Source organism: Vibrio rumoiensis, assembly GCF_002218045.2.
Lineage (GTDB): Bacteria > Pseudomonadota > Gammaproteobacteria > Enterobacterales > Vibrionaceae > Vibrio > Vibrio rumoiensis.
In genome coordinates this window covers 114,993-128,962 of record NZ_AP018686.1, presented here as the reverse complement: position 1 = coordinate 128,962, position 13,970 = coordinate 114,993, and the positions used below count along the sequence as shown (strand labels likewise).

12 protein-coding genes are annotated in these 13,970 nt (G+C 42.2%); 6 read left to right on the top strand and 6 right to left on the bottom strand.

From position 1 onward, the window contains the following. Nucleotides 1-167 precede the first annotated feature (167 nt). The 4 genes from VRUMOI_RS13180 to VRUMOI_RS13165 form a co-directional block, all read right to left on the bottom strand. Nucleotides 168-1,115 carry an IS30 family transposase gene (locus VRUMOI_RS13180; RefSeq protein ID WP_110410617.1) on the bottom strand — a complete coding sequence of 316 codons (948 nt, stop codon included), beginning with the start codon at nt 1,113-1,115 and terminating at the stop codon, nt 168-170. Nucleotides 1,116-1,399: 284 nt separating this feature from the next. After that, a complete protein-coding gene (locus tag VRUMOI_RS13175) occupies nt 1,400-2,560 on the bottom strand; it encodes an aminotransferase-like domain-containing protein (RefSeq protein WP_089139240.1) in 1,161 nt (386 codons plus the stop codon). A 136-nt stretch (nt 2,561-2,696) separates the two neighbouring features. Next, nucleotides 2,697-3,146 (bottom strand): DoxX family protein, encoded by a 450-nt coding sequence (locus VRUMOI_RS13170; RefSeq protein ID WP_089139241.1) that lies wholly within the window; start codon nt 3,144-3,146, stop codon nt 2,697-2,699. A 36-nt stretch (nt 3,147-3,182) separates the two neighbouring features. Next, nucleotides 3,183-3,962 carry a DODA-type extradiol aromatic ring-opening family dioxygenase gene (locus tag VRUMOI_RS13165; protein ID WP_162598400.1) on the bottom strand — a complete coding sequence of 260 codons (780 nt, stop codon included), beginning with the start codon at nt 3,960-3,962 and terminating at the stop codon, nt 3,183-3,185. Between the two features lie 159 nt (nt 3,963-4,121). On the opposite strand from VRUMOI_RS13165, the gene VRUMOI_RS13160 reads away from it, so the two are divergent. The 6 genes from VRUMOI_RS13160 to VRUMOI_RS13135 all read left to right on the top strand — a co-directional run bounded on the left by VRUMOI_RS13160 (nt 4,122) and on the right by VRUMOI_RS13135 (nt 8,442). Beyond that, nucleotides 4,122-5,012: a LysR family transcriptional regulator gene (locus VRUMOI_RS13160; protein ID WP_089139243.1), complete on the top strand. Its 891-nt coding sequence runs from the start codon at nt 4,122-4,124 to the stop codon at nt 5,010-5,012. A 323-nt stretch (nt 5,013-5,335) separates the two neighbouring features. Then, nucleotides 5,336-5,797, top strand: a complete 462-nt coding sequence (gene soxR / locus VRUMOI_RS13155; RefSeq protein WP_089139244.1) for a redox-sensitive transcriptional activator SoxR — start codon at nt 5,336-5,338, stop codon at nt 5,795-5,797. Beyond that, complete coding sequence (locus VRUMOI_RS13150) at nt 5,787-6,197, top strand: ribosome recycling factor family protein (protein ID WP_089139245.1); 411 nt, start codon at nt 5,787-5,789, stop codon at nt 6,195-6,197. The genes soxR and VRUMOI_RS13150 overlap by 11 nt, the downstream gene beginning before the upstream one ends. Continuing rightward, nucleotides 6,194-6,661 (top strand): GNAT family N-acetyltransferase, encoded by a 468-nt coding sequence (locus tag VRUMOI_RS13145; protein ID WP_089139246.1) that lies wholly within the window; start codon nt 6,194-6,196, stop codon nt 6,659-6,661. The genes VRUMOI_RS13150 and VRUMOI_RS13145 overlap by 4 nt, the downstream gene beginning before the upstream one ends. A 63-nt stretch (nt 6,662-6,724) precedes the next feature. Further along, nucleotides 6,725-7,609 carry an SMP-30/gluconolactonase/LRE family protein gene (locus VRUMOI_RS13140; protein ID WP_089139247.1) on the top strand — a complete coding sequence of 295 codons (885 nt, stop codon included), beginning with the start codon at nt 6,725-6,727 and terminating at the stop codon, nt 7,607-7,609. 62 nt (nt 7,610-7,671) lie between these two features. After that, nucleotides 7,672-8,442, top strand: a complete 771-nt coding sequence (locus VRUMOI_RS13135; RefSeq protein WP_231897546.1) for an IclR family transcriptional regulator — start codon at nt 7,672-7,674, stop codon at nt 8,440-8,442. 4 nt (nt 8,443-8,446) lie between these two features. Here VRUMOI_RS13135 and VRUMOI_RS13130 read toward each other — a convergent pair whose 3' ends face one another. Next, nucleotides 8,447-9,235 (bottom strand): IclR family transcriptional regulator, encoded by a 789-nt coding sequence (locus VRUMOI_RS13130; RefSeq protein WP_231897545.1) that lies wholly within the window; start codon nt 9,233-9,235, stop codon nt 8,447-8,449. Between the two features lie 154 nt (nt 9,236-9,389). Further along, the gene (locus tag VRUMOI_RS13125) at nt 9,390-13,931 is read right to left on the bottom strand and encodes an NPCBM/NEW2 domain-containing protein (protein ID WP_089139248.1); all 4,542 of its coding nucleotides are present in this window, start codon (nt 13,929-13,931) and stop codon (nt 9,390-9,392) included. Nucleotides 13,932-13,970: the final 39 nt, after the last annotated feature.

Below are 13,970 nucleotides of genomic sequence, written 5' to 3'. Positions count from 1 at the left end.
ACGTGACCTTGACAATCACTCATTTAATTTAGTCGAATAAAAAAACAATCTAGTATGAAATAAATAGGAATCGAAAATGAAAGTAAGACCAACTTAATATTAATATTATTAAGTAAAAATAAATTGAATAAACCCAAATTCAACTCCGAACTGCGACATTTGTAATTTCAAGCAGCCAACATCATTTTGCTAAAAATGACGGCTGGTTGCTTGAACCCTAAACACTTCTTTGGACGATAATTTATCCGAAGTTGGGCTCGCTCAACTTCATCATCACTCACCGACCGTAAATCTGTTCCTTTCTTGATATATTGTCTCAACAGGCCATTAGCATTTTCATTAGCACCGCGCTCCCAAGAACTATAAGGGTGAGCAAAATACACATCGGTTTCTAAGGCTTGTGCTACTTCCATATGACCCGCAAATTCTCTGCCATTATCGGCCGTTATAGTATGAACAAATCGTTTGTATGGCCGTAATAAGTCTATCGTCGCTCTGGTCACATCTTCTGCTGATTTTGAAGGCACTTTTTTTACTAAATAAAACCGTGTGGCTCGCTCTAAGATTGTGACAATAGCGCCCGTACCATGTTTACCAAGAACTGTATCAATTTCCCAATCACCAAAACGTGTACGATTATCGACATCTTTGGGTCTTTCATCTATTGAAATGGCATTTTTTATTGCGGGAGCTTTATCTTTCTTGCCTCTTCTATAGCGTTTATGACCTTGGCGTAAATGACGAAACAGTTTACCGCCTTGCCGTTTATTGCAGGCAATAAAACGGTAAATCCATTCATGACTGACTTTTTCTCCAATACGAGTAAGAACGTGAGATATTTGCTCTGGACTCCAGTCTTGCGTTATTAAAAACTCAATAAATTCGACACGTTGTTGCGGTACTCGATACTTAGATGCGTTTAATCGCTTTGCCCTAGATAGTTGCTGGGCTGTATCTGGTGAATATTGTTCTTTTGTACCGCATCGTCTCAACTCTCTATAGAGAGTTGAGCGGTGACATTTTACGGTTTTGGCAATTTCAGAAATTGAAATTCCCTGTTCTAAAAGGGCAGAAATCTGGTATCGTCTTCCCTCGGTCAACTGCTGATAATTCATGGTAGTCCGCTTGTTTCTTTGGCGAGAAGAGCGTACCACTTTCAGCAGTTGGTTTCCTCTTCTACACCATTCCATGAATGTCGCAGTTATTATCTGAAATCAGGAATAATTAGAAAATAACCAATGAAGATTAATTATTGATGACATTAAGTATGAAGCAGGTATGTGAAATGAGCGCCATCATATTAATGAGGCAGGTTGCAAATAATCATTAAAAGATGAAAGGCCGAATACCGCTCAGTTTTCGGCCTTATTTGAAAAGAGTTATACGTTACCGAGTGAAATTAGATCACTTTACATTCCGCTTTAATCACAGCGACTAAGCGTTCTACTGCCACGACTAATTCATCGGTAGTTGCATTGGTAAAGTTTAAGCGAAGGGCAGGCGTCACTTTCTCACCTTGTTTATAAAACACGGAACTAGGCACTACCGCGACTTTATTTTGCAGCGCAGCCTTGGCTAAAGCGAAATCATCACACTCTGGCAACGTTAGCCAAATAAACATTCCACCTTCCACTGGGTTAAAGTGACAGCCTTGTGGCAATTTAGCGGTCAGTTGCTCCGCTAAACACAAATAACGTTCTTGATAAATTGCACGCAACGTTTCTAAGTGGGCAGGAAAATTTTGGTGGTTGAGCAAATCAAGCAACACCGCTTGCATTGGAATGCTTGAATGTAAATCCGCACATTGCTTCACTTTCACCAGAGGTGCGATCCATTCAGCTTTCCCCGTCACAACGCCCATACGCATACCCGGTGCCGCAATTTTTGAATACGAACGCAGCACTAAAGCACTTTCTGGGCAAAAGCTAGACACCAGAGGTAGCATCTCGCCCATAAAACGCAGCTCACGATAAGGCACATCTTCCACCAGCGTCACACCATATTGTTGGCACAAATGCGCGACTTTTTTACGGACTTCCAGGCTCCACGATACGCCAGTCGGGTTATGAAAATCGGGCACCGCATAAAACAATTTTGGCGCTTGCTCAGCAAAGCAGGATTCAAGTTCAACAAGATTGGGGCCATCCGCTTGTTGGGAGACACTGATCACATTCGCTTGCGCTAATCCAAACACTTGCAACGCACCTAGATAACTTGGGGCTTCCATGACCACCTTGTCATTTGGATTAACAAATGCGCGTGCAATTAAATCTAAGGCTTGTTGAGAGCCAGTACAGACTAACGATTCATGATGCTCAGGAAGCTGAAACTGTGTACGAAAGTAATCCAGCAATGGACCATAACCAGCGGTTTGACCATATTGAAATAAAGCGGGCTTTTGAGGCAAAGAGGTTAAAGACTCATCCATTAAGGCTATTGGAAAAGTATTGCCATCAGGTAGGCCTCCCGCTAAAGAGATCACGCCTTCGGCTTGCGCATCCATCAGAATTTCACGAATGTAAGAAGGTTGGATTTGTTGTAGTGCTTGGGTAAGTTCCATTTTCCGGCTCGACTTAAAATTAGATTAAACCATTGTACGCCTTCTTTGGTTATCGACAATATTGTAAACATAAAAAATGCCCAGTTTTTCACTGAGCATTTTCGTTTGTGGAGCGCTATTGCCAGATATTATTCTGTCACGACTTACCTTTAAAGCTTTTGGCAAGAAGGTTATCTAATCCAAAGCAACCCGCTCCTGAAACGGCTAGTGACACCGCCATCGCCAACAAGGCTAATCCAAACTCATAGCCACCGTTCGCTAGGAATAAACCATTTGGTAAATGCACACTGACTATCGCAACGATCATGGTAAAAGCAACCACCACGGCTGCTGGGCGGGTGAGCAAACCAAGCAATAGAAATAGGCCACCGAAAAACTCACCAGAACCAGCTAAAAAGGCCATTAGCTCACCAGGATTTAACCCTAATGACGCCATAAATTGCCCCGTGCCAGCAAGGCCACCTCCGCCAAACCAACCAAATAATTTTTGAGCTCCATGCCCCATTAAAATCACCCCAACAGGTACACGTAACATTAGTGGCGCTAGGCTCGCTGGTGAGTGCAAAATACGTTGTAAAACTGACATAAAATATCCTTATGAATAAAACAGGCTAAATAAAAGTTACTGCCACAAATACGATTCCATTGATAAAGCGTGGTGCTGAATACCACCTTCAATCACTGAAACCTGATCACGATGGCGACTAGCACCTAACGCAACGAGCAGGGGTAGATAATGCTCATGAGTAGGATGAGCACGAAAAAAATGCGCTTGTAAGTTTGGAGCATCTAGCAAGGCTTGTGGATTACACTCCGTGATTTGCAGCCGAACCCATTGTTCAAATTCCACCACATAATCGGCCGCCTGCTTTGAGTCCAAAACAAGATCACGTAAATTGTGAGTAATCGACCCTGACCCAATCACGGCGATACCTTGTTCACGTAAACAACCCAGTTGCTCACCTAGGCGATAAACATCATCACCAGAGGCATGCGAATTGATAGACACCTGAACCACTGGAATAGTTGCATTTGGCACTAAATGCATTAATGGCACCCAAGCACCATGGTCTAAACCACGCTGATCTTGCAACCGAACATCCAAACCGTCGGCTTCCAATAAGCTCTGAATTGCCTTCGCTAATTCAGGCGATCCTGATGCCGGATATTCCAATTGATATAACTGTGTGGGAAAACCACCAAAGTCATGAATGGTTTGCGGCGCTTTATCTGACGTCACGCCAGTAAAACCATTGGTCACCCAATGCGCAGAAACAATCACAATCGCTTTAACGCCATCAAACACCGTTCGATGCTGTTCAAGTAAATCACGTGCATGACTTTGCTCAATGGCAAACATTGGAGAGCCATGACCAACAAACATCACAGGCGCTAACTTCATACTCTCTCCTTTCACAAACATGTTAAGGGATCACTCACTTTGAGCATTCCCGACTGGATGAAATAGAGTTTGCGTCACTTGCGTTTAATTGACAATACAGCTAATAATAAACACATTGTTCAATAATTTTTTACAGTAAAATCGCAGGATGTAGGAAACATGGATAAACTTAACTTAATGAATAGCTTCGTCCATGTGGCCGAAAAAGGCTCATACACCGCCGCAGCGCAGCATCTTGGAAAAACCAAAGCGTTAATGAGCACTCACATCACTCAGCTTGAAAATTTATTAGAAGTTAGGTTGATTCACCGCTCGACTCGCGGGCTGCAACTTACCGACGCAGGCAAGGCGTATTACGAACAAGCCAAGCGAATATTAGATGATATTTCGATGGTAGAAGTTGGATTACGCACCGACCAACAACAAATTGCCGGACGGTTACGAATTAGCGCCCCAACGACCTTTGGTGAATGTGTTTTAATGCCATTTATTGCGCAATTTATTCAACAACACCCGGATATTAATATCGATGTGGTGTTAAATGATCGCTTTGTTGACCTTGTCTCAGAAGGTTACGACTTAGCGATTCGTATTGGTCATTTAGCCGATTCAGATCTAATTGCAGTGCCCGTTGGCCACATGTCACTCAAAGTGTGCGCCTCTACGGCCTTTATCAAGCATTTCGGTGAGCCTCTCATTCCGCAAGATCTTTCCAAGCTTCCCGCGGTGTATGACAGTAACCATAAGGGCCCAAAACTGAGACAATGCTACAAAAACGGTGAAACTTTTCGCTTTACCATCCAACCGACTATCTCGGTTAACAATGCGTTGGCATCCGCTTATCTGGCCGTTCATGCCAATGTCTTTACCATTAGCCCTGATTTTGCCGTCGATCCCTTTATTGAATCCGGAGGTTTACAAACCCTTCTGCCTGATTTTGATTTTGGGGCCTACCCAGTGAACGCGGTATATAGCCATCGAAAATACTTACAGCAAAAAATCAACGTGTTTAACCAAGCGTTAAAAACCTACATGACTATACCCAAGTAACTTCAAGATATGAATTTCAGCAAGAATAAAACAAGCTTTAGGCAAGGCAAATTGAATATGATCATAGTGATTCTATCTCTGGTCAATTTAACGCGGCATAAAGCTTGTTTTAACTTACCCTTCGGGAGCTTCATTCAAACCTTTATGCCGCGTCAGATTGGTTTGAAAGGTGCCTACATTCCTTCGCCAATCTTCCTTGCCTAAAGGTTTGGATGATAGCTCTGAATTCTGCATCTTGAAGTCACTTGGGTATAAAGCATGCGTTTAAATAAACCTTAAGTTAAACTGAGGTTTCCAGCAGGCACCAATGAAGGGTAATAAATATGGATATGAGCGTTGGGCAAGTTGCCAAAAGAGCAGGGATAAGCGTCGCAACCTTACATTTTTATGAACAGAAAGGGTTAATTTACAGTAGCCGAAATGCGGGTAATCAACGTCGTTATCCTCGGCAAATTCTTCGTCGTATCGCGGTCATTAAAGCGGCGCAAAACGTAGGGCTCACCTTGCAAGACATTGCCGAACAATTGGCTTGCCTTCCCAAGCATAGAGCGCCAAAAAAAGAAGAATGGGAAATCCTTGCTCAACATTGGCAACAGCAGCTCACTCAAAAGATCCAAAGCTTACAGGCATTACAAACACAACTCGGCAGTTGCATTAACTGCGGTTGCTTATCTCTTGATAGCTGTGCTCTATATAACCCGCAAGACAGCAAACCGATTAACCTAGCAGGGGCCAAACTCAGCATGATTTCAACGAACAAACAAAGCGACACTAATGGCGAATAAGAAAACTCAACCCACCCTTCCCTGTATTGCCCTTCCTTCATTAATACACCGAATTGGTGGAGAGACTTGCAAGCGCGCCAAAGCGATCGCCCTCGATCATCACTGCGAACTGAAACGTATTCGTCGCTCACGTAATTGGCAGCTCACCGGCACCACAGCAAACTTGACGCTGTTGCTCAGCCGCATACAAACCGAGCAAGATGAAACCATGGATTACCTCATCAGCAAACTGCAAGCGGGTTTACTGGCGCAGAATGACAAACCCCAATCCAAAGCTGCTCAACTCGCCTCACTAATCCAATACCATCCAGATATCACGTTAAATGAGCTAATGGAAGCCACCCACTGCACCATGGCCGAAGCAAGAGTGGCAAGGTTTCATTTTCAGGAATTTGAATGATTAAGATACGCACCTACCAGCCAGAGGACGCACAAACCCTCTGGCACTTATTTTTCAATACCATCCGCCAAGTGAATCTTCAAGATTACACTCAAGCGCAGGTGGAAGCTTGGGCATCTGAAGACATCAATATGAAAGATTGGATTGCTCATCTCAACCAACTCTGCCCTTATATTGCAGAAATTAATCACAAGATTGTCGGGTACGCCGATTTACAACCTGATGGGCTGATTGATCACTTTTTCTGTCATCATCAATATCAGGGCTGTGGTGTAGGCCGGGCATTAATGAGCCATATTCACATCCAAGCCAAAAAACAGCATTTAACTCGTTTATATGCCAACGTCAGTGTAACGGCAAAACCCTTTTTTGAGCATGCTGGGTTTGTCGTTAAAGAGCCGCAATCCGTTTCACTCCGTGGCCAGTCGTTTATTAATTATAAAATGGAAAAAATAATCACATAAATATTCGTTAAAACCTCAATTAACTCCTATATTGATAACAAATGTCTTTATATGAGAGATTAAATGCTATATCGAACTATTCCCTTTGCCACTCACCTATTATCTGAAATTGGTGAATCTCCTATTTGGTTAGCTTCTCACCAATCGCTTTTTTGGGTAGATACCGAAAGTTTTCATATTCATCAATATTCTTTCCCAAGCCAACATCATCAACGAATAAAGGTACCAGTTGCAGTCACTGCTATTGCGCCAACACAAAATTCAGACTGGCTAGCAGCAACCAAAACCGGATTATATCGATGTAATTTTAACTTTAAAAACTTTGAATTTATCCTCGACCCCACTGAGGGTATAGAGCATATTAGACTTAATGACGCGGTAAATTGTCCCAATGGTGATCTTTGGTTTGGCACTATGAATGAGCAGCAACTAGATCGACCTGATGGCTGTATTTATCGCTATCAGGCCAAGACACACACTCTAACTCAATTGGATGATAATTATGCCGTGGCCAACGGAATCGCATTCAATGCAAAGCTCAAGCGTGCATATATATCAAACATGTTTAGAGGCCAAGTTATAGAATTACAAATGAACAATGATTGGTCAGTCGTAATAAATAAAAGGGTTTTCATTCAATTTGAAGAGCAGCAAGGCTTACCCGATGGGCTCACAACCGATAGTATGGGAAACATACATGTATGCCATTGGAATAAGGGTTGTATCAGTATTTACAACCCACTAGGTCAACGCTTAGATGTGATTGACTTGCCAGTACAGCATGCCACACGCTGTACATTTGGTGGAGAAAATTTAAATTCGTTATTTATTACCACCGCTTGGTATGGAATGACCGACCAAGCTAGAGGTGAACAACCACTTTCTGGAAGTACATTGGTTATGCCAGCACCATTTTTAGGTAAGGTTGAGCACATCTTCCCAGGCTAGCACTTTTAGCTATTTGATATACAAGATATAATCAAAAAAATTCAGGGATAACAGGTATCAATATGGATAACAAAGCCAACATGGAAAGTAAAGCTAACGCCGTTAGCCGTGTTGTAGAAATAGTGACTCAAACGGCACAACAGCAGCATCCCATTTCACTGCCGGATCTTATTTTTCATTCCAAAATTCCTAAACCGACGTATCATCGTTTAGCCCAGCAACTTGATGAAGAGCATTTTCTCTCTACTGATAATCGAGGCAATATATATCCCGGCACAGAACTGAAACGCATTGCTTTAAATATACATAGTTATAATGAAAAACGAGCTTGTGTACAGGCCATATTGCATGGTCTATCAAGGCGCGTAGAAGAAACTTGTGGCCTTGCCCTGCCTGATGGAAATGAAATGGTATACCACGAGCGTATCCAAACCAATTGGCCACTAAAAATAATACTGCCTTTAGGAATGAAGCCTCCAATTTGGGCTACCGCAAGTGGTAAGTTATTTTTAAGCTCACTAGCAAAAGCACAACGTAATAAGCTATTAAACCAATTACCTCTACAGCGTTATGCTAAAAACACACAAACAGATAAAATCAGCCTAGAAGCTGAATTTAAGAAAATCAGACAACGTCAATATAGTGTTGATAACGAAGAATTTATCGATGGACTTGTTGCAATAGCAGTTCCTATCTACTCCTCTGAGGGTAAATTTCTGGCATCTTTATTTTGCCACTGTCCAAAAACTCGAAAGAGTCTAGATGAGTTGCTGACCTTCTTACCGGTTCTAGAGCAAACGCGTACAAAATTGCAGCAACATTTAACTATTTAGCGATTTATTTACTTTGCTCTTCATTCAGCATGACTGACATAATATCATCCGCCGCTTCCTGCATTTTGGGGATAAACACTTCTAAATCAGACAGGCTGTGTCGGATAACAGGACTGTGGCAGAATAAGTATCCAAATAGCAACCCACTAGATGAAATAGGAACTGAAACAGCGGCCATGCCATCAATAAACTCGTTGTTATCGCGTCCATAGCCTAACTGAGCAATAATAGAGAGCTCCTTTTCAAGTTCCAGCTTATCGACAATAGTATGTTCAGTGAACACATCTAGAGCGATATTATCTAAAATTACTTGTCTCACCTCTTGCGATAAATTGGCTAAGTGTAACTTGCCTGATGCCGTAGCAGTCATTGGTACATAACTTCCAACGGGTAAACTAACTTGCAAAGGCCAATTAGTCTGCACACGTTCTAGATACAGCATATCAATGCCATTGGGTACTGATATTCCACAGGTTTCACCAATTTCAGAAGCTAATTTTTCTAGAATATTTATGCGTTGTGAAGAAAAAACACTATTGCGTATAACTTCAAGAGATAACTGATGAAACTCAGGCCCAGCAATAATTTTTCTATTTAAATTTTCGTTTAAAATACCCAACGCTTTTAATTGATGAACCAGTTTTCCCATCGCGAGTTTGGGTAAATCCATCTTATCGGCAAGCTCATTTGTCGTAAACTCACCTTCATGACAAGAGAGGTATGACATTACTCTCAAGACACGTTCAATCGTTGAGCCTTTCTCTTTTGAAACGGTGGTCTTTTTCATATTCATGAGTTTACTCATCACTTAATCTTACCATCAGGTTATACATATCCTCTTTCCGAATCAATACAGCATCTTTTTATATATTCTTTCATCCATATTCCAGTCCGATAAAAAGCCCAAACAACATAAACTTGTTTGGGCTAATGTGATTGATGTGTATTTAATTCACTGCTCGTAGCCTTGCTTCAGCCCAATCTGCATGATCGTATCCATCTCCATCACCGGCAGATCCCACAATAAGTTCTAATTCCGTAATATTAGAGGGAATAGGAATATTGATCGTTGTCCCAGCTTGACTACCAGTAATAACCGCACTCTGATAGATTCGGTTACCATTCAACCAAACTTCAAAGATAACACTTCCGTTACTTCCGACCTCATCATCAACTCCGATTATTGCTTGAAATTGGTCGTATTCTCCAGCAATTAGCGTATAGGTAATTGATGAATTGGTATGCACACCTAAGCCTTTATTATATAAAGAGCCGCCGATGCTAATTGTATTGCCATCATTCGCTCCCTCTTCCCCATTACTGCTGTCTATCTCCATAGGCCCCCAGCCATTTTGCACGGTTCCTGTTGCCGTCATATCACTCAAGTAATGATATAAACTTTGCCCTGCGGATTGAATAAGCTTTGCGTCTCCCCAACTCGCATGGTCACTCCCCACGCCATCACCTGCACCGTTCACAACCAACTTTAATTCATAGTTGTTTGGACTGAGATTAATCGAAACATATTGAGCGGTATCGGCTCCAGTCAGGGTGCCACTTTGATAACTCAATACACCATCAACCCACACCTCAAATATAACAGAGCCAGCGGTTCCTACTTCATCATCCATGCCAATAAAAGCTCTGAACTGCTCATAATCCCCGCCACTCAAATCGTACGCTATTTCAGATTCTGCATGCACACCTAGCCCTTTCTGATATTGGGTTCCCCCAATAGAAATCGTGTTGCCATCTCCAGAAGCTGATTCGCCATTACTAGCATCTTTTTCAAAATCACCCCATCCATTGATTGATGAAAGCTCTGTCATATCGCTTAGATAAACAACCGTGGCTTCAATTGGTGGTTCTGGTACAACGATTTCTGGCCCTTCGTACTCAATTTGCTCTAAGTATGCAACCAGATCTGCTCGTTCACTAGAATCTGTCACGCTGTGCTGAGTACCGATTTGAAGTACTTCATCTAAGGTTGCGGCTTGGCCGTTATGAAAGTAAGGCGGTGTTGCCCACACAGCAATCAAAGTCGGCGTATCAAAACCAACATCAACAAGTTGGCTTCCGTTTCCTTGCCCTGATGAAGCTTGAATTGTCCCTACATCATGACGTTGATTATCGGTATACAAATTACCACTATGGCAGCTATCACAGCCTTTTTGAGTAAATAAAAGTTTACCCGCTGTCGCCGATGCAGTCAGATTACCCGTTTGGCTTCTAAGAGGACTACGTGGGTACTGGTTGAGGCTGCTAACATACAGTGCAAGATTATCTAAATCCGTACTATACCCTGCCTTATTCGCACCGAGAGGATCGACGGTGAGTGCAAAAATAGCATCATCTAAAAAACCAACCCCTTCAAATTCGAAACGGATATCATTTTCAAAGTCATGAATTTCATCAAAATTAGCTGTCCAATGAACTCTACCATTTCCTGTTCCTACTCGACCAAGCAAAGAAATGGTATTACGCAACCCTTCTCCCCTATCAGTAAAATCCCACACACGGTTATCACTGTCACCATCTGCGTGACAACCAGCACATGAAATATAACCGTCACGGGTCATTCTAGCGTCGCTTGCATCATAGAAAATCTGCTTCCCAGCTAATACTCTTGGGTGCAATTTTTCATTTGAAACAAGAAAAATATCCGCTAATTTAACAATAGCTTCTCCTTGATTTTCAAAAGGAGATAAGTCATGAACAGAAATGGTTCTTGATAGAAAATTATGCACAAACAGTAAATCGCCAACTTTAATTAAACCTCGTGGCGCTTTACCTGAATCTGCAATCTCACTCGCCCGCTCGCGTGTATAAGCATCACGGATTTCAATGCTATTTTGTCCTTCTAATGCAATATAAACATAATCCCCTAGCTCACTGAATACGATGGCTTTTGGCTGTGCTCTATCATCAATATCCAATTGCAAGGCAGGCACTTCTGTCAATGTATTGAGATTGATTTGAGAAGTGATCGCTCGAAGTGTTGTTTCAAAAGTTAGTGCTTTACTTGGATCGCCATAGTTAAACTCTCCACGATCTACATTAGCTTTGATGGATGGTACCCAAGCATATTGGCCATCTGGCGAAATAGTGATGGCGTTAAGGTAGTTCGGCAACCCACGGCTACGATCTTCACCATCCGTCGTTGTCGTGTCTTTCTGTAATGGGATAACTAAATCAACCGACATTGAACCAATGTCTACTGCAACCACTTCAGCGTGAGATTGAGGTGAAATAAAACGAGTCACAAAAGCCGTAGAAGAGTGACTATCGACAGCTATGCCTCGAGCACTTTGCCCTACATTGACCTGCCCAAGAATATTTCTATCTGAAGCGTTAATTTTAACCACTTCACCAGTGGCCTGTAGTGACACTAAGACAACGCTACCATCTGGCGTAAATACCACACCATGTGGTTGGCTTGCACGAGGCAAATCAATGGTATGGAGAACACTGCCGGCTGAAGACAATACTTTAAGGTTATCACTACCTTGATTGGCCACCCAAATATCCCCATTGGGAGCAATAGCCAACGTACGAGGTTTCTCACCAACCGAAGCTTCCCACACTTTTGCAAACGGCGCTGTCTGACCAATAGCAGATACCGTCCCATTATCTTCATTAACCGCATATACCAATGTTGAGCCTTTCACAATGGTGCTGGCTGTCGTTGGAGCGGTTGTTGTCACTGGGTTATAAACGGTATGTTGTTGAGACTTACTGGTTGTCAACGTACCAGACTCTCTCACCGTCACAATCGCATTCCAGTGATTCGGAGCATTATAAGTGTGGCTAACGGAACCATTGCTAGAAAATGCGGTGGGAGCCGTACCGTCACCAAAATCCCAAGAATATTCTAAGCTCCCCCCTAATAAAGGAGAAGCCGAAGCTGAAAAAGTGATAGGAGTACCGAGTGTGACCTGAGTTGAACTAGAAAGTACAATATCATGACCAACCACTGATCCCGTCGAAAAACGGTAGCTGGTAGAAGGCATTGCATTACCGGAAAAGTCTTGAATACCATCCAGATCAACCACATAAATCGTGTCGGCATCTAATGGGGTATTGGGTGTAAAGTTAACAAACCCTAAATTGACACTGTAAGTACCATCAATCGCAGAGCCCCCTCCTAATGGTGTCACTGTGAAGGTCGAGCTATTAACCGACTCCATCAATATGCTATCTGAAAAAACAATACCAATACGAGACGATTGTGGTTGAAGTGTCGAATCCATTTCCGGGCTCAACCTGACAATCGTAGGAGGAGTATTATCTGGCCCGGCTTGATGAGCAATTAACCCGCTGCCTGTTCCATGATCATTACCAACCCAAACCATGTTGCCAAATGGAAATACTTGTCCATGATCAGTATCGCCACCAGCAGCGTTTAATGATCCTGTACCTAAGATTTGAATATTACTTAGATTGGATATATCCAGTACTGATATATCATTTTGGTTCCCCAAGAAAAGCTTATTATCTTGTAGGTTACAATACAGGTTTTGAAAACCTGACAATTGATCATGAACTAAAGTTATCGGATTGGTAGAAGTGTCATAGATTCTTAATTTGTCAGCAGACGAACGAGCACCGAAGAAAGCATATTGTCCATCCCAACAGGAAGCGTAATATTTTTCAGGTAAAGAACTAATACTTTTTTCTAGCGTTGGATTTACAGGATCATCCAAATTTAAGATAGAAAAGCCTGCTGTCGTTTCCATGCTTGATAAAAACATTTTATTTCCCACCACAAACACAGGGCCGACATTGAACCCACCTAGCTGAGAATTGGGTATCGTTTTAACGATAGAGGGGTTATTAATGTTTGTAGTGTCAACAATCGTTAACCCAGCATTACCTCGCGCTACATATAAATAAGGGGCCTGCCAAAATAATTGCCAAGAAACATTATTATAATCACCAAAGTTTACACCTGAAATTGGCAGTTTTGATACGCGAATAGGGTTACTTACATTAGACCAATCCCAAATTTCAATCCCTTTACCGGTCTGAATAGCAATTAAGTTGCCCTCACTCAAACCAAAAGAATGGGGCTCTCGAAATTCAGCTGTTCGCAAACCGTCACCAGTTCGGTATTGATTACTAGTATCAGGCTCATAGACCATCGTCACTAAAGATAAATTACTTGGATTTGAAGCATCGAGGGCAATCCAACCACCAGGCCCCCCGCCACTATCTGGTGCAAAAATACCAACCATATAGCCATTCAGCATGGTCATAGTATTAACACCATAATGTTTACTGCCAGGATAATCAGGTGGTAAAAAACCCGTAGTATCATCCACCAATGGATAAGATACTTGAGTGTAAGCCTCACCATTGCTGTAGTTAAGGTTACCTAATCCTGGGCCTTGTACGGCTCTAACGGACGTACTAAGTCCCAATAAAAAAACCAATCCAAGTACAATTTGTGAGATTGAATGGCGTCTGTTTCGCTTCCGTATAATACACATGAATTCTCTCCATGATTATGTTCACTAGTACAGAATTGA